23 protein-coding genes are annotated in these 21,741 nt (G+C 73.2%); 16 read left to right on the plus strand and 7 right to left on the minus strand.

Annotated features, from left to right (window positions below; genetic code table 11):
• Nucleotides 1–616: 616 nt before the first annotated feature.
• On the minus strand, nt 617–1,423 hold the full coding sequence (locus ACFYO8_RS09695; RefSeq protein WP_354874635.1) for a hypothetical protein: 807 nt from the start codon (nt 1,421–1,423) through the stop codon (nt 617–619).
• Nucleotides 1,424–1,497: 74 nt separating this feature from the next.
• On the opposite strand from ACFYO8_RS09695, the gene ACFYO8_RS09700 reads away from it, so the two are divergent.
• Together ACFYO8_RS09700 and ACFYO8_RS09705 are read left to right on the plus strand one after the other, a co-directional pair.
• Entirely contained in the window at nt 1,498–2,442 is a 945-nt protein-coding gene (locus tag ACFYO8_RS09700) for a Ppx/GppA phosphatase family protein (protein ID WP_355047343.1), read from the plus strand.
• Between the two features lie 75 nt (nt 2,443–2,517).
• Complete coding sequence (locus ACFYO8_RS09705) at nt 2,518–3,324, plus strand: sugar phosphate isomerase/epimerase family protein (RefSeq protein WP_387256929.1); 807 nt, start codon at nt 2,518–2,520, stop codon at nt 3,322–3,324.
• 31 nt (nt 3,325–3,355) lie between these two features.
• Here the strand turns inward: ACFYO8_RS09705 and ACFYO8_RS09710 are convergent, their stop codons facing one another.
• The 3 genes from ACFYO8_RS09710 to ACFYO8_RS09720 are packed head-to-tail and all read right to left on the minus strand — an operon-like array spanning nt 3,356 to nt 5,394.
• Nucleotides 3,356–3,922, minus strand: a complete 567-nt coding sequence (locus ACFYO8_RS09710) for a CGNR zinc finger domain-containing protein (RefSeq protein WP_387256931.1) — start codon at nt 3,920–3,922, stop codon at nt 3,356–3,358.
• 19 nt (nt 3,923–3,941) lie between these two features.
• Nucleotides 3,942–5,108, minus strand: a complete 1,167-nt coding sequence (locus ACFYO8_RS09715) for a glutathionylspermidine synthase family protein (RefSeq protein ID WP_387256933.1) — start codon at nt 5,106–5,108, stop codon at nt 3,942–3,944.
• A gap of 1 nt (nt 5,109) precedes the next feature.
• Nucleotides 5,110–5,394 carry a hypothetical protein gene (locus ACFYO8_RS09720; protein WP_354874625.1) on the minus strand — a complete coding sequence of 95 codons (285 nt, stop codon included), beginning with the start codon at nt 5,392–5,394 and terminating at the stop codon, nt 5,110–5,112.
• 118 nt (nt 5,395–5,512) lie between these two features.
• On the opposite strand from ACFYO8_RS09720, the gene ACFYO8_RS09725 reads away from it, so the two are divergent.
• The 14 genes from ACFYO8_RS09725 to ACFYO8_RS09790 all read left to right on the plus strand — a co-directional run bounded on the left by ACFYO8_RS09725 (nt 5,513) and on the right by ACFYO8_RS09790 (nt 18,289).
• Nucleotides 5,513–6,433 carry a proline dehydrogenase family protein gene (locus tag ACFYO8_RS09725; RefSeq protein WP_387256934.1) on the plus strand — a complete coding sequence of 307 codons (921 nt, stop codon included), beginning with the start codon at nt 5,513–5,515 and terminating at the stop codon, nt 6,431–6,433.
• Between the two features lie 122 nt (nt 6,434–6,555).
• Entirely contained in the window at nt 6,556–7,350 is a 795-nt protein-coding gene (locus ACFYO8_RS09730; protein WP_387256935.1) for an alpha/beta fold hydrolase, read from the plus strand.
• The gene (locus tag ACFYO8_RS09735) at nt 7,343–7,912 is read left to right on the plus strand and encodes a WHG domain-containing protein (protein WP_387256936.1); all 570 of its coding nucleotides are present in this window, start codon (nt 7,343–7,345) and stop codon (nt 7,910–7,912) included. Before ACFYO8_RS09730 ends, ACFYO8_RS09735 begins: the two co-directional genes overlap by 8 nt.
• Before the next feature lie 18 nt (nt 7,913–7,930).
• Entirely contained in the window at nt 7,931–8,089 is a 159-nt protein-coding gene (locus tag ACFYO8_RS09740; protein WP_387256938.1) for a hypothetical protein, read from the plus strand.
• 944 nt (nt 8,090–9,033) lie between these two features.
• Nucleotides 9,034–9,273 (plus strand): hypothetical protein, encoded by a 240-nt coding sequence (locus ACFYO8_RS09745; RefSeq protein WP_387256939.1) that lies wholly within the window; start codon nt 9,034–9,036, stop codon nt 9,271–9,273.
• Complete coding sequence (locus ACFYO8_RS09750; RefSeq protein ID WP_387256940.1) at nt 9,270–9,578, plus strand: helix-turn-helix domain-containing protein; 309 nt, start codon at nt 9,270–9,272, stop codon at nt 9,576–9,578. Before ACFYO8_RS09745 ends, ACFYO8_RS09750 begins: the two co-directional genes overlap by 4 nt.
• An 850-nt stretch (nt 9,579–10,428) precedes the next feature.
• Complete coding sequence (locus ACFYO8_RS09755; RefSeq protein ID WP_387256942.1) at nt 10,429–11,697, plus strand: hypothetical protein; 1,269 nt, start codon at nt 10,429–10,431, stop codon at nt 11,695–11,697.
• Between the two features lie 29 nt (nt 11,698–11,726).
• On the plus strand, nt 11,727–13,121 hold the full coding sequence (locus tag ACFYO8_RS09760; RefSeq protein WP_354874615.1) for an efflux RND transporter periplasmic adaptor subunit: 1,395 nt from the start codon (nt 11,727–11,729) through the stop codon (nt 13,119–13,121).
• Nucleotides 13,118–14,008 (plus strand): ABC transporter ATP-binding protein, encoded by an 891-nt coding sequence (locus ACFYO8_RS09765; protein ID WP_354874613.1) that lies wholly within the window; start codon nt 13,118–13,120, stop codon nt 14,006–14,008. The genes ACFYO8_RS09760 and ACFYO8_RS09765 overlap by 4 nt, the downstream gene beginning before the upstream one ends.
• Entirely contained in the window at nt 14,005–15,189 is a 1,185-nt protein-coding gene (locus ACFYO8_RS09770) for an ABC transporter permease (RefSeq protein ID WP_354874611.1), read from the plus strand. The genes ACFYO8_RS09765 and ACFYO8_RS09770 overlap by 4 nt, the downstream gene beginning before the upstream one ends.
• Before the next feature lie 219 nt (nt 15,190–15,408).
• The gene (locus tag ACFYO8_RS09775) at nt 15,409–15,618 is read left to right on the plus strand and encodes a helix-turn-helix domain-containing protein (RefSeq protein ID WP_013288759.1); all 210 of its coding nucleotides are present in this window, start codon (nt 15,409–15,411) and stop codon (nt 15,616–15,618) included.
• A 221-nt stretch (nt 15,619–15,839) separates the two neighbouring features.
• The gene (locus ACFYO8_RS09780) at nt 15,840–15,941 is read left to right on the plus strand and encodes a 30S ribosomal protein bS22 (protein WP_007465623.1); all 102 of its coding nucleotides are present in this window, start codon (nt 15,840–15,842) and stop codon (nt 15,939–15,941) included.
• A gap of 120 nt (nt 15,942–16,061) precedes the next feature.
• The gene (locus ACFYO8_RS09785; protein WP_354874608.1) at nt 16,062–17,135 is read left to right on the plus strand and encodes an NAD-dependent epimerase/dehydratase family protein; all 1,074 of its coding nucleotides are present in this window, start codon (nt 16,062–16,064) and stop codon (nt 17,133–17,135) included.
• A gap of 263 nt (nt 17,136–17,398) precedes the next feature.
• Nucleotides 17,399–18,289, plus strand: coding sequence for a lysophospholipid acyltransferase family protein (locus tag ACFYO8_RS09790; RefSeq protein ID WP_355094549.1), 891 nt, complete (start codon nt 17,399–17,401; stop codon nt 18,287–18,289).
• Between the two features lie 15 nt (nt 18,290–18,304).
• Here ACFYO8_RS09790 and ACFYO8_RS09795 read toward each other — a convergent pair whose 3' ends face one another.
• The 3 genes from ACFYO8_RS09795 to ACFYO8_RS09805 all read right to left on the minus strand — a co-directional run bounded on the left by ACFYO8_RS09795 (nt 18,305) and on the right by ACFYO8_RS09805 (nt 21,404).
• Nucleotides 18,305–19,183 (minus strand): HAD family phosphatase, encoded by an 879-nt coding sequence (locus ACFYO8_RS09795; RefSeq protein ID WP_357711489.1) that lies wholly within the window; start codon nt 19,181–19,183, stop codon nt 18,305–18,307.
• A 112-nt stretch (nt 19,184–19,295) separates the two neighbouring features.
• The gene (locus ACFYO8_RS09800) at nt 19,296–20,150 is read right to left on the minus strand and encodes a DUF5667 domain-containing protein (protein ID WP_354874605.1); all 855 of its coding nucleotides are present in this window, start codon (nt 20,148–20,150) and stop codon (nt 19,296–19,298) included.
• A 282-nt stretch (nt 20,151–20,432) separates the two neighbouring features.
• Nucleotides 20,433–21,404, minus strand: a complete 972-nt coding sequence (locus tag ACFYO8_RS09805; protein WP_355094541.1) for an ECF subfamily RNA polymerase sigma factor, BldN family — start codon at nt 21,402–21,404, stop codon at nt 20,433–20,435.
• Nucleotides 21,405–21,741 lie beyond the last annotated feature (337 nt).

Below are 21,741 nucleotides of genomic sequence, written 5' to 3' on the forward strand. Positions count from 1 at the left end.
CAGACCGTCCAGGTGTCGGCCTACCCGGACCACTACGCCCAGTGGGAGCAGCAGGCCGCCGACCTCGTCGCCCAGCACTGGACCAAGTAAGACCACACACGCCGGCCGGCACCCTGACGGGGTGCCGGCCGGCGGCATGTCCGGGCCGGGCACGGGTCTGACCGTCCGGGCCCCTCCACATCCACACCTGGCCGATCACCACGGCGTGGTTCGGGCCGGGAACGTCGTACGGGCCGCCCTCGGGCAGCACCGCCAGACCGAACCGATTGAAGCCGACCGAGACCGGACCTGCCTGGCGGATCTCCTCCCACCGGTAGCTGCGCACCGTGCGGCCACGGCGCCGCACGAGCAGCCCGACGTCGTCGGCGAGCAGTCCACCGTTGCGCAGCAGCGCCGCGAAGCACACGGGCACCGCGGCCGCCGTGCCCAGACCGAAAAGGGCGGGTCGATCGGTCGACACCCCGAACGCGGCCAACCCCGCCGAGAGCAGGACACCGGGCCACAGCCGCGACCGCCACAGCTCCACCGCCTCGCCGACCGCCACCACCGCCCGGTACCCCGTCCACGGTGGACTCACACGGGTCGGGTCGCCGCCGGAGCGCGAAAGGGCGGCGCCCTACTCGCTGGCCGGGTGCGGGGCGACCTGACCCTGGCGCAGCCGGGCGGCGCAGAGTTCGGCCAGCTTGGCGTACGCGGGCGCGCCGATCAGCGCGGTCAGCTCCGGGCCGTACGACACGTACATCGGCTCGGCGCCGACGTGCGCGTCGGTGGAGGACGTGCACCACCAGTCGAGGTCGTGCCCGCCCGCGCCCCAGCCGCGCCTGTCGAACTCGGCGAGCGTGGAGATCAGCACCTTCGTGTTGTCCGGCCGCTTGTGCCACTCCTGGTCGCGGCGTACCGGCAACTGCCAGCAGACGTCCGGCTTGTATTCCAGCGGATGCACCCCGTCGCGCAGCGCCTGGGCGTGCAGCGCGCAGCCGCCCCCACCGGGGAAGTCGGCGTCGTTGAGGAACACGCACGGGGCGTCCACGTCGCGGGTGGCGGTACGCCGGGCCGGCGTCTTGCCGTCGACGGTGTCGTTCTCGGTCCAGTTCTTGAACCCGCGCCGGAAGTGCTGCCACGTCTGCGGCGTCAGCCGCTTCACGGCCGCCCGGACCCGCTTCTCGTCGTCGGAGTCGGTGAAGAACGCGCCGTGCGAGCAGCACCCGTCGGCGGCCCGCCCGGCCACGATGCCGTGGCAGCCCTGGCCGAAGATGCACGTCCAGCGGGACAGCAGCCAGGTGAGGTCGGCGCGGACGACGTGCTTCGGGTCGGCCGGGTCGACGAACTCGATCCACTCCCGGGGGAAGTCCAGCCCGACCTCGCGGCTGCGCGGGTCCGCGGGGTCGTCCACCAGCACGTGAAGCTCGATCTGCCCTGTCACTCGGACCAGCGTACGCGCGGTGACCCCGCCCGGCCGTCGAGCCGACGAAACGTGTTGGCCCTAGGGTCTTCCCCATGCGACTGGGTGTCCTCGACGTCGGTTCCAACACGGTGCACCTGCTGGTGGTGGACGCCCACCACGGCGCGCATCCCTGGCCGGCGCACTCAGAGAAGGTGGTGCTGCGGCTGGCCGAGCAGATCGGGCCGGACGGCGCGCTCACCGTCGGCGGCGCGGACGGCCTGGTCAAGGCGGTCGGCATGGCCCGGGCGGCGGCCGACGGGCTGGGCGCCGAGGATCTGCTGGCGTTCGCCACGAGCGCGGTCCGCGAAGCCACGAACGCCGCCGACGTGCTGGCCCGCGTCCGCGACGAGACGGGCGTACGCCTGGAGGTGCTCTCCGGCGCGGACGAGGCGCGGATGACGTTCCTGGCGGTGCGGCGGTGGTTCGGCTGGTCGGCCGGCCGGCTGCTGGCGATGGACATCGGTGGCGGCTCGCTGGAGCTGGCCGCCGGCATCGACGAGCACCCGGATGTGGCGATCTCGCTGCCGCTCGGCGCGGGGCGGCTCAGCCGGGAGCGGCTCGCCGTCGATCCGGCCGGTGCGGCGCCGCCGCCGGCCGAGGCCGTGGAGGAACTGCGGGCGTACGTGGACGCGCAGCTCGACCCGGTGGTGGAGCAGTTGACAGCGGTGGGCTGGGATCGGCCGGTCGCCACCTCGAAGACGTTCCGCACGCTGGCCCGGCTGGCCGGCGCCGCGCCCTCGGGCGCGGGCCTGTGGGCTCGGCGCAGCCTGACCCGTACCGGCCTGAGGCAGGTGCTCGGATTCGTCCGGCACATCCCACCGGCCCAGTTGCCCGGGCTGGAAGGGGTGAGCGCGCAGCGGGCGCACCAGCTCCTCGCGGGCGCGGTGGTGGCCGAGGCGGTGATGCGCCGGCTCGACGTCGACTGCGTGGACATCTGCCCGTGGGCGCTACGGGAGGGTGTGATCCTGCGTCGGCTCGATCAGCTCGCGCCGATGTGACCGTACGAGCGCTCTGGGTAGCTTTGCGGTTGCTCGTCCCGATGCTTGCTGGCGGTTGGGGCTACGCTCGAAAGCGTGACTTCCCGCGTTCCGGTGCTCCTGTCCACGTCCTCGGTCTTTCCCGAACGGACCGCGGCGGCGTTCCAGCTCGCCGCCGAACTCGGCTACGACGGCCTCGAAGTGATGGTCTGGACCGACCCGGTCAGCCAGGACGCGGGCGCGCTGCGCGGCCTCGCCGAGCACTACGGCGTACCGGTGCTGTCGGTGCACGCCCCCTGCCTGCTCGTCACCCAGCGGGTGTGGAGCCCCGACCCGTGGGAGCGGCTGCGCAAGGCCGCCGAGCTGGCCGAGACGCTGGAGGCCCCGACGGTCGTGGTGCACCCGCCGTTCACCTGGCAGCGTGACTACGCGCGTACCTTCGCCGACGGGCTCGACACCATCGCCGGGCAGTTCGGTGGGCTGCACTTCGGGGTGGAGAACATGTACCCGGTGCGGATGGCCGGGCGGCAGTTCGTCCCGTACGCGCCGGGCTGGGATCCGACCGAGATCGAGTACGCCTCGTACACGCTTGACCTGTCGCACTGCGCGGCCTCGCACAGCGACGCGATGGCGATGGCCGATCGGATGGGTTCCCGGCTGGCGCACGTGCACCTGGGCGACGGCACCGGCGAGGGGCGCGACGAGCACCTGGTGCCCGGCCGCGGTGGCCAGCCCTGCGCGGAGATGTTGCGCTCGCTCGCCGGGCGGGGCTTCACCGGCTCGGTAGCGGTGGAGGTGACCACCCGGGGCGCGAAGAGCCGCGCGGTCCGCGAGGCGGACCTGCGGGAGTCGCTGGAGTTCGCCCGGGCCAACCTGACCGCGCCCTCGCCCGTGGACGCCTGATCGGGACGCGCCGCCCCGATCAGGCGGCGGGTCAGCTCACCGGGGACAGCGGCTGCGCCGGTACGGCCTGCTCGCCGACAGCGGCCCGCTTGCGGGCCCGGTGCGCCGCCACGTGGGAGCGGGTGGCGCAGCGCTCGGAGCAGAACCGCCGGCAACAGTTGGACGAGGTGTCCAGGTAGACGTTGCCGCAGCGGTCGTCGGCGCAGACCCCGAAGCGGGCGCTGCCGTACTCGCACAGCCACACCGACAGGCCCCAGACCGCGCCCGCCAGGTATTCGGACGAGACCGACGCGCCCCGGCTGGTCACGTGCATGTGCCAGTCGGAGGAGTCGTGGCCGGAGATGCGCGGCTGCACCGGGAACGCCTCCAGCAGCGCGTTCAGCTCCGCCACCGCCTCGTTGTCCCGGCCCGAGGTGCCGTACTCGAAGACGTCCCGGAGGCGCTTCTGCGCCCGCCGGAAGATCGCGAGGTCCCGTTCGGCGACCTCGTCACGCATCCAGCCCTGCTCTTCCGAGAAGACGGCCCGCAGACCGTCGAGGTCGTCCAGCCGGGCGTTGACGAGCTCGACCCCGGTCCGGGCGTACGCGTCGAAGTTCACGACACCAACGGTAGACGACTCAGGGCAGACGCGGCGCGTCGATGTAGTGGGGCAGGAACCGCGCGTAACCGTCGGTGATGAGGCTTTCGCTTTCACGCACGCCTGCGCCGGCCGACTCGCCGTCCACGATCCAGCTACCCAGCACCGTCCGGTTGCCCTCGAACTCGGGCAACGCGCGGAACTCCTGGAAGCAGAAGCCCTCCTCGCCGTAGATCCCCGGGTTGGTGATCTCCGTGTCGCCGGTCACGATGCGTACTGATCCGCCTTCGCGACCGAGCAGCGGCTTGGCCACGTACTCGGTCATGCCGCGTGGTGAGTCGAGGTAGGCGGGCAGCAGGTACTCGTGGCCCGGGTACAGCTCCCAGAGCACGGCGAGCAGCGCCTTGTTCGACAGCAGCAGCTTCCAGGCCGGCTCGATCCAGGTGGTGGGCGTACCCGGGTCGAGCGCCGGCCGCCCGTACGGCTCGGCCAGCATCCACTCCCAGGGGTAGAGCTTGAAGCAGGTGGTGATCGGCCGGTCGTCGGCGTCGACGAAGCGTCGCCCGTCCCAGCCGACCCGCTGGATCGGCATGAGCGTCACGTCCAGCCCGGCCTGGCGGGCCGTCTCGGCCAGGTAACCCGCGGTGATCTGGTCCTCGCCCGACTCCTCCTCGGAGGACCAGAGCACGTGCGTCCGCGGCTCGTGCAGCCCGGCTCCGATCTTGGCCCAGGCGCCGACGAGGCGTTCGTGCAGGCTGTTCCACTGGTCCGCATCCGGGCGGGTGTGCTCCAGCCAGTACCACTGCACGATGCTCGCCTCGACCAGCGCGGTAGGGGTGTCGGCGTTGTACTCCAGCATCTTGGGCGGCCCGCTGCCGTCGTACCAGAGGTCGAACCGGCCGTAGAGCGTCGGCGGGGACTCCCGGAGCGAGCGGGCGACCGCCTCGGCGGCCCACTCGGGGATGCCGAACTCGGCGTACCGGTTGCGGGTCACCACGTGCTCGGCGGCGGCCACCGACATCCGGTGCAGTTCCTCGGTGGCCTCCTCCAGCCGGAGCACCTCGTCGAGCGTGAACGCGTACGCCGCCGTCTCGTCCCAGTACGACATGATCTCGCCGTCGGGCAGCTCGGTGTCGACGTACACCAGGCCCTGGGCCCGGATGGTCTCGTCCCAGCCGGGGCGCGGCGTGCTCGCCTCGCGACGCACGTCAGCCGCCGCAGGAGGCGAGGTGGGTGCCGAAGCCGCCGCGCTCGGGCAGCGCGGCGGTCGTCGGGAGCGACTCGCCGCGCGCGCCGGTGGTGGCCGTCGCCGCCGGCACGCGCTGGGCGACGGCGACGACGTCGCCGCCCCCGCCGGCCGGGCCGAGCGCGCAGTCGTCATCGTCGTCGTCGTAACCGTTGTTGCAGCCGGAGAGCGCGAGGGCCAGCGCGGTCAGCGCGCCGAGCTGCACGGAGGCCGAGCGGAGCCGGCGCCGGGGGTGTCGTCGATCCACGTGAACGTTGTAGCCGATCCCCGCCAGCCGGGGGTGCCCGGCCCAGGCCGGAGGAGGGTGCGGGGCGGGCCCCGGACGTACCCGGCGGAGGTCCGGTGATGAGCGTTACGCTCGGCTCATGCTCCGTTCCGTCATCCTCGCCGCCTCCCGGTCCTCCCAGGTGGAACGGCTCGTCGCGACGGCCCCGTTCACCCGGGACGTCGTCCGCCGGTTCGTCGCCGGCGCCGCCACCGACGACGCGCTGCGCGCCACCCGCGAGCTGGTCGCCGACGGCCAAGCGGTCACCCTCGACTACCTGGGCGAGGACACCACCACCCCGGAGCAGGCGAACGCCACCCGGGACGAATACCTGAGGCTGCTGCGCCGGCTCGCCGCCGCGGGGCTCACCCCGGCCGCCGAGGTCAGCGTGAAGCTGTCCGCGCTGGGCCAGATGTTCGACGAGCAGTTGGCGTACGACAACGCGCGGGCGATCTGCGCGGCGGCCGACGCGGCGGGCACCACCGTCACGCTGGACATGGAGGACCACACCACCACCGACTCGACGCTGGACATGCTGGCGAAGCTGCGCAAGGACCACCCGTCGACGGGCGCGGTGCTCCAGGCGTACCTGCGGCGGACCGAGTCGGACTGCCGGGAGCTGGCCTCGGCCGGGTCGCGGGTGCGGTTGTGCAAGGGCGCGTACAAGGAGCCGGAGTCGGTGGCGTTCCAGTCCGCCCGCGAGGTGGACAGGTCGTACGTGCGCTGCATGAACGTGTTGATGTCCGGCGACGGCTATCCCATGCTGGCCACGCACGACCCGCGGCTGATCGCGATCGGGGAGGACCGGGCACGCTGGTTCGACCGCGACCCGGCCCGGTTCGAGTTCCAGATGCTCTACGGCATCCGCCCGGAGGAGCAGCAGCGCCTGGTCGGCGAGGGTTACACGGTGCGGACGTACGTCCCCTACGGCGACCAGTGGTACGGCTATCTGATGCGCCGGCTCGCGGAGCGCCCGGCCAACCTGGCGTTCTTCGGCCGCGCGGTGCTGTCGAAGAAGTGAAGCGGGCCTGACACCCCTCGTCTGTCCCGAGACAGGCCGGCGGAGACCTCTGGTCCCGCCGGCCTGTCTTCGTCCCGGGACGCTTCTTGACGGCCAAAGCTAACAGCATTAGCTTATTGGCTATGACAGTTAGCCAAGTGGCGCGGGACGGCGGCACCATCGCGTACGAGGTGCACGGAACGGGGCCGCTCGTGGTCCTCTCGCACGGCATGGGGGAGAACCGGGCCGCCTTCCGGCACCTGACGCCCCGCCTGGTCGCGGCCGGTTACCGGGTCGCGTCGGTCGACGTACGTGGCCACGGCGACTCCAGTCCGCACTGGCCCACGTACGCCCCCGAGCACGTCGGCGGCGACCTGCTCGCCGTGGTGCGGGCGCTCGGCGGCGGGCCGGCCACGCTGGTCGGCAGCTCGTCCAGCGCCGCCGCGGTGGTCTTCGCCGCCGCCGAGGTGCCGGAACTGGTCAGCGGCATCGTGCAGGTCAGCCCGTTCGTCGGCACCCCGAAACTGAACCCGCTGATGCGGGTCGCGCAGGCGGCCGTGCTGCGCAGCCCTCGGCTGTTCGGGCTGTTCCACAGCACGCTGTTCCCGTGCGGGCGCCCGGCGGACGACGCCGCGTACCGCAAGGAGCTGGTCGCCGGGCTGCGCGGCCGGATGCCCGCGGTGCGCGGGGTGATCGCGCCGGCCGACCCGCACTGGACCGCGCGGGCGCCCGAGGTGCGCCGGCCGGTGCTGGTGCTGATGGGCACGAAGGACCCGGACTTCCCCGACCCGGGCGCCGAGGCGCGGGCCGCGCGCCGGCTGTTCGCCGTCGCCGAGGCCCGCATGGTCGCCGACTCAGGCCACTACCCGCACGCCGACCAGCCCGACGCCACCGCCGCCGACCTGGTCGAGTTCCTGGCGGTGACCTGGCGTGCCTAGGGCGGGCCTGACCCCGGCGACAGTCGTGCGGGAAGCCGCCGCGCTCGCCGACGAGGTCGGTTACGAGCGGCTGACCCTTGCCGCGCTCGCGGCCCGGCTCGGCGTCGCGCTGCCGAGCCTCTACAAGCACGTCCGGGGCGTGGAGGCGTTGCACCAGAAGCTGGCCGTGCTCGCCACCGCCGAGATCGCCGACGTACTCACGGCTGCCGCTGCGGGCCGGGCAGGCGGCGACGCGTTGCGCGCCGTCGCCGCCGCCTACCGGGAGTACGCGCGGCGGCACCCCGGTCGCTACCCGGCCGCCCAGCGAGTGCCCGACCCGGCCGACCCCGACCATCTGGCCGCCGGGGAACGCGCGGTCGGCGCGATCCGCGCCATCCTGCTCGGGTACGGCCTCGACGGCGACGCCGCGGTCGACGCCATCCGGATGTTCCGGGCCGCCGTGCACGGCTTCGTCGCCTTGGAGGCGGCGGGCGGCTTCGGGCTGCCCCGCGACACCGATCGTTCCTTCGGCGAGCTGGTCTCCGGCCTGGACCGTGCCTACCTGTCCTGGGGGAACCGATGAGGGGCGCCGCTGCTCGGCGTGATCTTCCTGCTGGAACTGGCCCTGCTGGGCTCGGTGCCCGGCCCGGCCAAGCTCGCCGTCCAGGCCGCCTGCTTCCTCGCCGGCGGCGTGCTGCTCACCCTGGCCGGACATGCCGCACCTGCCGCGGCCTCGCCACTACGGCGAAGATCCCGTTGAAGACATCCACGCACAGTCGTGTGACGAGGATCACATGGGTCGGGTAATCATGCTACCTTCTCCGCTTCTGAGATTTGAATCGCAATTTATTGCAGGCAATTCCTAGCCGGGCGTATCTATGATCGATAAGTGCTCCTTGTGCGGCTCCTGAGGGCGGATGTAAATACTTCACCGCAGAGGCTCCGTGAGTGTCAGGAAAGGGCGGATCAATGGCGGCGGAAATATGTTCGGAAGCTGTTTCTGGGCATTTGGTCGAGGGTGTCTTTTCGCGCGTTGGGCTCGCGCGCGCGTAGGCGTGCGCGTGCGTGCGCACGCGCGTCGCGGGGGGCCCGGTGGCATGCGCGTGCCGGCGCGCCGGCGGGACGTTCTTGGTTGCATTTGCTTGCACCTTGATTCATTGCGTTTCAGAACGTTTCAGTTCGTTTCAATCGCAGCTCAGCGCTTGTGGTCGAGGGAACCTTGGGGCAAGCTTCGTTGCGGCGGCGGTCGCCTGGGGACGCGCAGGCATCCGGCCCGCTCTCAGCGCACGACGTCCGCTTCAGGCGGATTTCCCGAAGCTTCTTCATTGGTCTTGGCGGCTCGGGAATGAATAAGAAATGGCTCCCGTTCCAGCGGGGGCCATTTTTTTTTCGAGGGCTCTTCGTTGCGATCGTGGCCACTCCGAACGCCGGAAATCTCGCCTTCACCGCGTGCCCCCAATCCGATCACTTCCGATCGTAAGAATTGGCTTATCAAAACGGTCTGCACTGGTTCATGCTCCAGACCGGCTTCCGTTGGGGTCAATCGTCGTGCACCATGTTCGCCAAGCGAGGTGCGCTCGGCTGGAACCGAGGGCACGGCAATTCGCTCAGGTCCATCCCGGGCCGCCAAGACCGATGGCCCGGGTGTCTCCGTTCGCGGAGGCATCCGGGCGGACATATCTGCGCCGAGAAGTGGAGCTAGACATGCACGTGAAGTTCTCCTGCAAGGTCCTCTGGCCGCCAGCCACCACCAAGGAGCTGCGCGAGCGCCGTCGGCGCCGGCTCCGGCTGATCGTCCTGGTCGTCGTTGGCATGACCGTCACGACCCTGGTGCTGGCCGGGTACACCGTCGCGGCGGCGGTGAGCGCCATCCTGGCGGTCGTCGGGGCCGCCACGGCCGTCAGCGTGTATCTGGGCGGTCACCGCCGCCCTGGCACGGCATGAGCGCCGCCGCCGTGACCCGGGCCCAACTCGACCAGCTGGCCGGCCGGCTCATGCTGGAGTACCGCGAGGCCGGTGAGCCACCGTACGGACTACTTACGGACAGCATGGGCGTCTCCAAGTCCACGGTGTCGCGGCTGCTCAACGGCACCGGCAGGACCTTGCCGCGCTGGTGGAAGGTGGAGGCGCTGCTAACGGCGTGCGAGGTCCAGGACGCCACGATTGAGGAGATCAAGCGCATGTGGATCGCCATCCGCAACGTGCAGAAGCCGATCTTCTTCGACACCGAGGCCATCTGGAGCGACTGAGGCGCCAGGCGACGAGGCCCGCATCCCGTCCGCCGGGGTGTGGGCCTTGCCCGTCCACCACAAGCCAGCATCATCGGTCACCATGCAATCTGTCGGGTTGGCCTGGCGGCAGAGGGCTAACCGCGACGATCGCGATAATCAAGTGGCTCGCCGACAAGTTCGCGATCACCGCGAGGCCATCAAGAGCGGAGATGCCGCCCGGCATGGCACTGGTGGCCCTCTGGGCAGCGGACAAGACCGCGCTGACGGTGAGCGGTACCCCGATCTGAGAGATCTTGGAAGGATCCGGCCCCTATGGGGGCACTTTCCTACCAAGATCTCTGACTGGGGCGGAACTGCGGCGGGATTCTTTCCCGGAACGCCCGATTGGTCGTACCCTTCGCCGGTGACCGACGGCGACGAGCAGCCTCCCGGTCGGACGACGGACGGCGACGAGCCTCGTCCCACCGACAGCAATGCCACGGGCGCTGCCCTCGTCGCCGACGTGGATGCCGCCGACGCAAACCCGCCGTCGGCGAACCGCGTCGACGCCGCACCCCCGCCCCCTGCCTCCGTTCCGGCGGGCGACGGCGACTCCGCACCTGTGCCGAGCGAGAACGCCGACAGCGCGCCCGATCTCGGCGACCCGGCAGCGGACACAAGCCCGCCCCCGCGCCCGGCCGGTACGACCGAGGCTGACGCGGACCCACCGTTCCGCCCGGCCGGGGCCCTTGAGGCGGACGCGGACCCACCGTCACATCCCGTCGCGCCTCCGGTTGCGGATAGGAGTCCGCCGCCGCACCCAGTCGCGGACACGAGTCCGTCGCACCCCGTCGCCGTCGCAGCGCCGTACCCCGTACCCCTGGCGCAGGTGGGCGAGCAGAGGCGGGCGTCGCAGGGACGGCGGCGGTGGCCGCTCTGGACCGCGCTCGGACTCGCGCTCGGCCTGGTGGCGGGCGCGGTGCCCGGCGTACTCCTGCGGGAGTCGGCGCCGGACGCGGCCGGGCGGACGACCGCGAAGGACGACCCGGGCACGGCGGCGCAGCGGCGGCTCGGCGAGCGGATGCTCGCGCTGCTGGACCGGCAGGCCGCCGCGCTCGTCGGCGCGGACCGGGCCGGTTTCCTCACGGTCGCCGAACCGGCCGCCCGGCCGGCGCTGACCCGCCGGTACGAGGCGCTGCGGGCGCTGCGCGTCACCACCTGGCGGTCGTCGGCCGACGGGGTGCCGGCGGCGGTCGACGGGAAGCCGGGGGAGTGGCGGTTCGTGGTCACGGTCGGCTACTGCTTCGTGGTGCCGGACTGCGCGCCGAGCACAGTGGAGCTGGGCACGCGCTGGCGGCTGGCAGGGGAGGAGCCCCGGCTGGCCGCCGTGGACCCGTCCGCCACGGACCCGGCGGGCGTGCGCCCGTGGCAGGTGAGCGACCTCGCGGTGGCGGTCGGCAAGCGGGTCGTGGTGGCCACCACGCCCGCCCAGCGGCGCCGGCTGCCCGGCCTGCTCGCCCAGGCCGAGACCGCAGCCCGGGCCGCGGACCGTTACGCGGTCGGCGGCGCCCCGCCGGACCGGTATCTCGTCTACTACGCCGGGAAGGGCGAGTGGCAGCGCTGGTACGGCGGCGGCCGGCCGAAGTGGACCGCCGGGTACGCGGTGGGCGTCGGTGGGGGACGGCACGACGTCGTGCTCAACGCCCCGATCGTCACCCCGGCCGGCATCGACGACCTGCTCCGGCACGAGCTGACCCATGCCGCCTCGCTGCCCGACCGGGGCTATGCCGACCGCGCGGACTGGTGGCTGGTGGAAGGGCTGGCCGAGTACGCCGGGGCCGACGGTCAGCCCGTGCAGCGCTACGACGGCCTGGCCGAGGTGCGGAAGCTGCTGCGCGGCGGGTGGTCCGGGCGGCTGGACGCGGTGGCGCCCGCCGACGACGCCAGCGACGATCGGGTCGGCGGCGCCTACGGCGTGGGCTACCTGGCCGTACGCCATCTGGTCGACAGGTACGGCGAGCAGCGGATGCTGGACTTCTACCGGGCCGTGGTCCACCAGGGCCGGCCCCCGGCGCAGGCCGCCGACGAGGTGTTCGGCGACCCGTGGTCGATGCTGCACGACGACTGCGTGGCCTACGTGCGCGGCGTCGTCGGCTGACACGTCGACACCTGTCGACGGGTCGTAGCATGGGCCGGGTGGTCCGCACTTCCTCGCCGCGGCTGCCCGCGGCCCGCCGCCCCCGTCTCGTCACCGCGGTGCTCGCCGTTGTCGCGCTGACCGGCACGACCGCCGCGTCCTGCGGCGACGACGCCCCGGCAGTGGCAGTCGCCCAGGTCTCCCGCGCGCCGGTGAGCGAGGTGATCGATGCTCCGGCCACGGTCACCGCGCGAGCCGCAGCGACCCTCACCGCACCCGCCGACGGCACGCTCACCCGCCTGCGCGTCCAGCCGGGGCAGCGGGTGAGCCGGGGGCAGGTGCTCGCGGTGATCGACTCGCCGTCGGCCCGGGACCGCCTGGCGAAGGCGCGGGACGCGCTGCGTGCGGCGAAGCGCGCCGGGCGGGGTGCCGGCACGGGCGACCTGGGCGGCAGCCGGCGCGGCACCGACCGGGCCGCCGACGAGGCGTTCGCCGCCGCCCGCGCCGCCGCCGGCAAGGTCGGCGACCCGCGGGTACGCGCGGCGCTGCTGCTCCAGGTCCAGTCGGCGCAGCGGCAGTACGAGTCCGCCGCCCGCGCCGCCGACCGGGCCGTCGCGCAGCTGCAGCGCGGGGTGGCTGGCCTGAACAGCGCCGTCGGCGCGCTGTCGGCCGCGCAACGACTCCAGGCCCAGCAGGCGTACGACCTGGCGAAGGCGACTGTGGACGCGCTGACGTTGCGCGCGCCGATCGCCGGTGTGGTGCAGCCGGGCGGCACCCGGGCGGCCCCGGCCGACCTGGCCGGGCTGCTCGGTGCGGCGGGTGGCGCGGCGGTGCCCGGTCTCGACCCGTCGGCGCTCGGCACGGGCGGGCAGAGCGGCCCGCCACCGGGGGTGGACGACGCGATCCCGGCCGGTGGCCGGGTCACCGCCGGGACCCCGGTGCTCACGGTCGTGGACATCGGCCGGCTCGGCCTGCTCGCCGAGGTGGACGAGACCGACGTGCTGCTGGTCCGGGCCGGGGTGCCCGCGTCGGTCGAGCTGGACGCGGTGACCGGCGCGACGTACGACGCGACGGTGCGGTCGGTCGACGTGCTGCCCAGCAGTTCGGCCCGGGGTGGCGTCACCTACCGGGTCCGGCTCGACCTGGGCGCCGGCCGCCTCGGTGAGGCCGAGGCCGCTCCGGCGCCCCGCCCCGGCATGAACGCCGTGGTGCGGCTGCGGGTGCGGGAGGCGGCCGACGCGGTGGCGGTGCCGGCGTCGGCGGTGTTCTCCGCCGACGGGCGGGACGCGGTCTGGGTGCTGCGCGACGGCCGGGCCGACCGGGTGCCGGTTACGGTCGGCGTGCAGGGGCAGGACCTGGTGCAGATCGTCGACGGCGTACGGGCCGGTGACCGGGTGGTGGTGCGCGGCGCCGACCAGGTGCGCGACGGCCAGGAGCTGCCGTGACCGTACCGGCGATCGAGGCGGTCGACGTCTCGCGCACGTACGAGCTGGACGGGGTGTCGGTGTCCGCGCTGCGCGGGGTGTCGCTCACCATCGATCAGGGCGAGTACGTGGCGGTGATCGGGCCGTCCGGCTCGGGCAAGTCGACGCTCATGCACCTGCTCGGCGGGCTGGACCGGCCCAGCGGCGGCCGGCTGGTGATCGGTGGCCGGGACGTCACCACGCTCACCGCCCCGGAACTGGCGACGCTGCGCAACGAGACGATCGGTTTCGTGTTCCAGGCGTTCCACCTGCTGGCCCGTACGTCGGCAGTGGACAACGTGGCGTTGCCGCTGGTCTACCGGGGTGTCGGGGCGCGGCAGCGGCGGGAGCGGGCGGCGGCGGTGCTGGGCCGGGTGGGGCTCGGTCACCGGCTGCACCACCGGCCCAACCAGCTCTCCGGCGGCGAGCAGCAGCGGGTGGCGATCGCCCGGGCGCTTGTGACCGAACCGGCGGTGCTGCTCGCCGACGAGCCCACCGGCAACCTGGACAGCGCCACCGGCGAGGCGGTGCTGGAGCTGTTGGAACAGCTGAACGCCGAGTCCGGGGTGGCGCTGGTGATGGTGACCCACGACCAGGAGGTGGCCGCCCGGGCGCGTCGGCGGATAGCGGTGCGGGACGGGCTGATCCGCTCCGACAGCGCTCATGATCGACCGCCGTCGGACGGATCCGGCGGACCTGCGACACTGGACCCCGCTCCCAGCGCGGAGCCCCGGTCCGCGTCCGGAAGCGGCCCGGGGCACCCGCCCGGTGGCCCCGGTGGCGCCGCCGGTGCCACCGGGCGCCTTCCGCGAGCCGGGAAGCACCTGCCGGCCGAGGGCCGCCCGCGCGACTCCGAGGACGCCGGATGAGACTTGCCGAGGCGTGGCGGGTGGCATCGGACGCGTTGCGGGCCAACCGGCTGCGCAGCCTGCTCACCATGCTCGGGGTGATCATCGGGGTCGCCTCGGTGGTGATCTTGGTGGCCATCGGCACCGGCACGAAACAGCAGGTGGAGCAGCAGGTCGAAGGGCTCGGCTCGAACCTGCTGCTGGTGGTGCCGGGCCGGATCGAGGTGGGCAACGCGCCGGTGGTGTCGCCGCTGGACCTCGGCGACGCCGACGCGGTCTCCCGGGTGGTCGGCGACCCCGGCCGGGTCGCCGTCACGGTGGCCTCCGGCGCGACCGCGCGGGCCGGCAACCGGTCCGACTTCACCACCGTGCAGGGCGTGCTGGAGACCACCCCGTCGGTGTTCACCCGGTCGCTGTCGCGCGGCCGCTACCTCACCGGGGCGGACGTGGACACCAGCCGCCGGGTGGCGGTGCTCGGCGACTCGGTGGCGCGGGCGCTCTTTCCCGACCGTGACCCGCTCGGCCAGCAGGTCACGCTGGCCGGCGTGCGGTTCCGGGTGATCGGCGTCTTCGCCCCGCTCGGGCAGAGCCTCGGCGTGGACCGGGACGACGAGGTGCACGTACCGGTGACGGCGGCGCAACGGCTGTGGGGCACGCAGCGCATCGACGGCATCGCGGTGAAGGCGCCGGACCGGGAACGGATCGACGAACTCGGCGACCGGATCGTCGCGGAGCTGACCCGCCGGCACCCGGACACCGAGTTCAGCGCCGTCACCCAGCGGCAGATCCTCGGTGTGCTCGGCGACATCCTGGGCGTCCTGACCGGCGTGCTGGCCGCCATCGCGGGCATCTCGCTGCTGGTCGGCGGCGTCGGCGTCTCCAACATCATGCTGGTCTCGGTACGCGAACGGACCCGCGAGATCGGGCTGCGCAAGGCGGTGGGCGCCCGGCCCCGCGACATCGGCGTGCAGTTCCTGCTGGAGGCGGTGCTGCTCACCTCGGTCGGCGGCCTGGCCGGGATGGCGCTGGGCGTGGGCACCGCGCTGCTCGTGGACGCGTTCTCGCCGATCCCGGCGGCGATCACCTGGTGGTCGCTGGCGCTGGCGTTCGGCGTCTCCGCGGCGGTCGGCATCCTCTTCGGCGTGGTGCCGGCGCAGCGGGCCGGACGGCTCGACCCGGTGGTGGCGCTGCGCGCCGAGTAGACGGCGCGTGTCGGCGGCGGATTCGGACGAGGCACCCGTCCGGGCGAAAAAGCCCTGGTGGACATCGGGTGAACGACCGTCTCGCCATGATCAAAGGGTGGAAGGGATCGCGCAGGTCACAGCCGTCCCGCTACCGTACTGGTTACACGCGCGTCGCTCGTCGAGGCGGAAGCACCTGCCCGGTGGCACGCGCCGGGCACGGGAATGGGTCGGTGAGCCATGGCCGGGTCGCAGTCCGACGCACGACTGTCGGATGTCAGGTTCCTGACCGTCGCCGAGGTGGCGACGGTCATGCGGGTCTCCAAGATGACCGTCTACCGTCTCGTGCACAGCGGTGAGCTGACCGCGGTGCGGGTCGGCCGGTCGTTCCGGGTGCCCGAGCACGCCGTGCACGAATACCTCCGGGGTGCCTTCCAGGAGTCCGCCTGAGCCCTCGGCGGCCCGGTCCGCGGAGTGCGACGAAAGGGGCATCGACGGGGGCGCGTTGGTCCTGCTGACGCACTCCGGTTAGGCTGGGCCACGACCGTGATCGCCCTCTGGTGTGCCCTGCCCACCACGCTGGTCCGGTCCGTTGTCCGCAAGCGGTCAGGGCACCACCCCGTGGTGGTGTCCGCCGGTCCGCCCCGCACGTTGCATCGAAAGGCTGTCGTATGGGCTCGGTGGTCAAGAAGCGCCGTAAGCGCATGGCTAAGAAGAAGCACCGCAAGCTGCTGCGCAAGACCCGCGTCCAGCGTCGCCGTCTCGGCAAGTGACCGGGGCCGGGCTCCGGCCCGGCACCCGGCACCACTTGCCAAATGTCGACCCTCGGAGGCTCAGGTGATCAGGCCGTGGACGTCCCGGCTCGATCCCGCCTGCCGCGCTAGGCGCACGACATGACCCCCGGTGACACCTCCGGTGCCCCGGGGGTCGTCGTCGTGACCGGGGTCGGTCGCTGGCTCGGCGCCCACGTGGCCGCCCGGCTCGCCGCCGACGAGCGGATCGAGCGCGTCATCGGGGTCGATCCGTCGCCGCCCAACCCCGAGCTGGCCGACCTGCTCTCCGACGTCGAACGGATCCGCCTGGACCTCGACTCGCTCGGTGGCCTCCTGCTCGACCTCGACGTCGACACGGTGGTGCACCTGGCGCTTGTCACCGCCCCCGACCCGCAGCAGGGCGGCCGGGCGGGGATGAAGGAACAGAACGTCATCGGCACCATGCAGTTGCTCGCGGCCGCGCAGCGCGCGCCCCGGCTGCGCAAGCTCGTGGTCCGCTCGTCCACCGCCGCGTACGGGGTGTCGTTCCGCGATCCGGCCGTCTTCACCGAGGAGACCGAGCCGCGCGAGGTGCCGCGCGGCGGTTTCGGCCGCGACATCCTCGACATCGAGGGGTACGTCCGCGGGTTCCGCCGCCGCCGGCCCGACGTCACCGCGACGGTGCTGCGATTCGCGCCGTTCATCGGGTACGCCGCCGACACCACGCTCACCCGCTACTTCTCCCAGCCAGTGGTGCCCACCGTCTTCGGCCGCGACCCGCGCCTGCAGTTCCTGCACTTCGACGACGCGCTGGAGGTGCTGCACCGGTCCGTCGCCGAGGACCACCCGGGCACCTACAACGTCGCCGGGCCGGGGGTGCTTTCGTTGTCACAGGCCATCCGCCGGGCCGGCCGGGTGGCGGTGCCGGTGCTGGAACCGGGACTGGCCGGGGTCGCCGCGATCGCCCGCAGTCTGGGCTTCGGCCGGTACGGCTTGGATCAGGTGGACCTCTTCGTGCACGGTCGGGTGGTGGACACCAGCCGACTGGAGCGGGAGTACGGCTTCACGCCCCGCTCCACCGCCGCCGCGTTCGACGACTTCATCCGCGCCCACCACGGCGGCGTCGTGGTCACCCGGGACCAGTTGGCCGCCGCCGAGCAGTTGGTGCTGGAGAGCATCAGGCAGGTCCGCTCGACCCTACGGGAGCGTTCGTGAGCAGCCCGGACGAGCGGCGTGACGCGCGCTACGACGTACCGCTGGAGGTGCCGGATCCGGGCGCGGAGCCGGCGCGGCGCAACGGACACCGGCGGGTGACCGCGCCGTCCGTCCGCCCGGCCGCGCCGCCGGACCCGGCGGTGGCCGGTCCGGCCGGGGCCCACCAGCCGGCGAAGAAGACGGTCGCGAAGAAGACCGTGGCGAAGAAGGCGGTCACCGAGGCGCAGCAGTCCGTCGCGGACGCGGCACCGGCCGGGGACGACGTGCCCGCCGAAGCCACCCCGTCCGGGCCGGCCGTGGCCGACCGGCCGGGGGACCAATGGGACCGCAGGGTGGCCAAGGGGCTGGCGTTCCTGCGGCGGCGGCTGGCCGGCGACTACGAGGTGGACGAGTTCGGCTTCGACGCCGACCTGACCGACGTGGTGGTCCACCCGCTGGTCCGGCTGCTCTACCGGGACTGGTTCCGCACCGAGGTCACCGGCGTCGAGCACGTGCCCGCCGAGGGCGCCGGCCTGGTCGTGGGCAACCACTCCGGCACTGTGGCGCTCGACGCGCTGATCCTCTCCACGGCGCTGCACGACCGGCATCCGACGCACCGCTACCTGCGGCTACTCGGCGCCGACCTGGTCTTCCGGATGCCCGTCGTCTCCGGGATCGCGCGCAAGACCGGCGGCACCGTCGCGTGCAGCCCGGACGCGGAGCGGCTGCTCGGCAACGGGGAACTGGTGGGTGTGTTCCCGGAGGGCTTCAAGGGCGTCGGCAAGCTCTACGCCGACCGCTACAAGCTCCAGCGCTTCGGCCGGGGCGGGTTCGTCTCCGCCGCGCTGCGCACCGGCACGCCGATCGTGCCGGTGGCGATCGTGGGCGGCGAGGAGATCTATCCGATGCTCGCCGACATCAAACCGCTGGCTAGGCTGCTCAAACTGCCGTACTTCCCGGTCACGCCGACGTTCCCCTGGCTGGGGCCGCTGGGCATGGTGCCGCTGCCGAGCAAGTGGCTGATCGAGTTCTGCCCGCCGATCCCGACCGCGCACCTGCGTGACGCGGCGGACGACCCGCTCGTGGTGTTCAACCTCGCCGACCAGGTGCGGGAGACGATCCAGCAGACGCTGCACAAGCTGCTCGAACGGCGCCCCGACCCGTTCGGCCCCTGAGCCGGGCGCGCGGGTTCAGGCGTCGCGGTGGCGGCGCCGGTGCAGCGCGAGGCCGGCAGTGACCGCGCCGGCGAGCAGCCCGGCGGCGGCGGTGGAGGGCACGGCGATGCGTACGGCGCGGCGCCCGGTGCGGAAGTCGCGCACGTCCCAGCCCCGCTCACGGGCCTGCCGCAGCAGCGCGGGATCGGGGTTGACCGCCACCGCGCGGCCGACCGCGGAGAGCATCGGCAGGTCGTTCGCCGAGTCGCTGTAGGCGGCGCACCGGGCCAGGTCCAGCCCTTCCACGGCGGCGAGCTGGATGACCGCGTCGGCCTTCGCCGGCCCGTGCATCAGGTCGCCGACCAGCCGTCCGGTGTACGCGCCGTCGACCACCTCGGCCACAGTGCCGATCGCGCCGGTCAGGCCGAGCCGGGCCGCGATCACCCGGCCGATCTCCACCGGGGCGGCGCTGACCAGCCAGACCCGCTCGCCGGCGTCGAGGTGACGCTGGGCCAGGCGGCGGGTGCCGGCCCAGATGCGCGGCGCCATCAGCTCGTCGAAGATCTCGTCGGCGAGACGTTCGATGTCGTCCACCCGCCAGCCCTGGACGAAGGCGAGCGCCGTCTCCTTGGCCTGCGACATGTCGCCCGCGTGCTCGGTGGCGAGCAGCCGGAACCGGGCCTGCTGCCAGGCGAACCGGGCCAGGTCACCGGCGGTGAAGTACTTCCGGGCGGCCAGCCCGCGGGCGAACCAGTAGATCGAGGCGCCCTGCATCATCGTGTTGTCCACGTCGAAGAACGCGGCGGCGGCCGGGTCGGGCGCGACGGTGGTCGCCGGTGCCGACGGGGTCTCCGACCAGCCCGCCGTGTGCCCGTGCGCGTCGGTGCTGACGGTCACCTTCCGGCTCCCGGCCACGGTGACCTCCCTGCCTCGACGACGGCGTGCGACCTCCTCGTCGAGCGTATCCGGCAGGCTGTGACGGCCGGGTGTCCGCCGGGAGAAGTGTGGCGCGGTAGGCGTCCGCCGCTCAGCGGTCGGCCGGGCAGGCGGCCGGAGCGGGCCCGAGCGTGTCGCTGGCCTGCGGCGCGGGCAGCCCGCAGGCGATCGCCTCGCGGAGCGCGTCGGTGCGCTTGCCCGCCGCGTCGAGCAGCGCCAGCGAGCGGCGGGTGCGCTCACGGTCGGCGTGGTCGGGCCGGTCGAGCAGGCCGCTGACCACCTGGCGCTGGCCGGCCAGGAAGGTGTCCACCGCGTCCAGCGCCGTCGGGTCGGAGCGCTGCGCGGCGACAGTGGTCAGCAGGCGTACGCCCTGGCGGGTGTCCGCGTCCATGTCGTCCAGGACGGCGCTGAAGCCGAGCCGGTCGTCGCGCACCGAGGAGGCCTCGTCGAGCCGGGTGCGGGCGAAGTCGAGGAAGAGCTGTCCGCGGCCGATGTCCGAGCTGGCGAGCGCGAGCTGGGCGCGCTCGGTGGAGCGCTTCATGCCGTACAGGGCGTCGCCGGGCAGCGCGTTCTCGCTCGCGGCGGAGATGCCGGAGAGGGCGATGGCCCCGGCGGCCACGCCGACCAGGATCGCGCCCCGCGCCCGCGCCCGGCGGCCGGTGATGGCGGGCAGCAGCGCGCCGCGTACCCCGGTGGCGGTCTTGGCCGGGGCGCCGACGCCCTCGCGCTCGGCGGTGGCCACGAGCATCGCCCGCAGGCCGGTACGGAACTCGGCGTCCACGTCGACGTCGGGCCGGTCGGCGGTGAGCCGGCGGCTCACCTCGACGAGCGCGGTGAGTTCACCGTCCGCCCTGGACCGGACGTGGTGCCGGCGTCCGCCGTTTGCCTCGTCGAGGAGTTGCGCGAAGCGCTCGGCTCGCCGACGGGAGAAGAGGTCGCTGTCCACCGCGGCACCCCCTCTCGCTGGTCACGGCCGGACGGCCGTCGTCGTCACCAGCGACCGGTGGCAGCGTGTGGCCCAGGGCCGACCGGGACGGCCGACCTGACCCGCCGGACCGGGTGGCCCGGGGGACGCCGGGACAACCACTGGTCGCACCCGGAGAAACGGACCGCGCCGGTCGCCGGTTACGGGCGGGGCGGCGGAAGAAATCACCGGGAGTGAGGGGCGAGCGGGGCACGTCGGGCATGCGACACCCCCGGCGTCCGTGCGCCGGGCGGGTGCGCCAGGTCAGGAGTGGAAGCCGTCGGGCAGCAGCCGGGCCAGCGCCCGGACCGCCCGGTACTGGAGGGCCTTGATGGCGCCCTCGTTCTTGCCCATGGAGCGGGCCGTCTCGGCCACCGAGAAGCCCTGGAGGAACCGCAGCACTATGCACTCCTGCTGCTCCGGGTTGAGCTGCTTGACGGCGGTGAGAAGGGCGACGTTCGTGATGTGCTCCACCACCGCCGCCTCCGGGCTGCCCTCCGGCCCGCGGTCCTCCCGGTCGGCGTCCAGGACGTCACCGGTGGTGACCTCCAGCCGGTAGCGTCCGGACTTGAAGTGGTCGGCGACCAGGTTGCGGGCGATGGTGACCAGCCAGGCGCCGAGGTCGCGCCCCTGCCAGGTGAAGCTGCCGATCCGCTTGAGCGCCCGCAGGAACGTGTCGGAGGTGAGGTCCTCGGCGAGCTGGCGGTTGCCGACCCGGAAGTAGACGAACCGGAAGACGGTGTCCACGTACCTGTCGTAGATCAGTCCGAACGCCTCGGACTCGCCGGCCTGCGCGCGCTCGACGAGCGTCCACACCTCGGTCGCCGGGTCGGACGGGTCGGGGCGGCTGGGGAATCCGGTGGCGGGCGCGGTGGCCGGCACGGCGGGCAGGACGGCGGTGTCGCCGGCGGTCACCGCCGGCAGGATGGCGGTCTCGGCGGCGGACGGCTCACTCCCGGTCGCCGCGTCGCCGCGGCGCGCCTGAGCCGGCATGGTCGGGCGGGTCGGGCTGCCCAGGCGGCCGGTCGCGGGCTTCGCGTTGCCGCCGGGCGCCGCGGGCCTGGGTGGCGCCTCGTTGGTGTGGTGCGCGCGGCTGCGTACCCGCCATCCCTCGCCGCGGACCGCGAGCTGGCCGTCGGCGCCCCGGGCGCCGGGGTCCGCGCGCTCGTTGAGCGGGTTGCGCTGGGCCGGGCCGGTGACACCGGATGGTCGTTCGGCGTAACCGAAGGTGGTCACTGTGCCTCCCCGGTCCGAGCGGACGACGACCGCGCCGGAGGACCGGGCGGCACCCGGTCGGGCACGGCCGGGTCGGGACGTGCCGACGCGCGGCAGATCCCCTTGAGGTGCTGGTCCAATGCGCTCAACGGCACGGGGGCCTCCTCGGGCTGAGGGGTGTCGACTCACGGCAAATGGGGTGAGCCGACCCGAGTGATGATAGGGCCAACGTCACCCACGCGTGGCAAGTCCGTTACACAGAGCGGAAGTATTTCCCGCCAGGTCGCACACATGGCGGACCGGTTGTCCGTCGCGGGCGATTGACTTTCGCGCCGGAACCTGGTCTGCAGTGGAAAGC

Origin of the sequence: Micromonospora sp. NPDC005257 (genome assembly GCF_042872445.1) — a bacterium.
Classification (GTDB): Bacteria; Actinomycetota; Actinomycetes; order Mycobacteriales; family Micromonosporaceae; genus Micromonospora.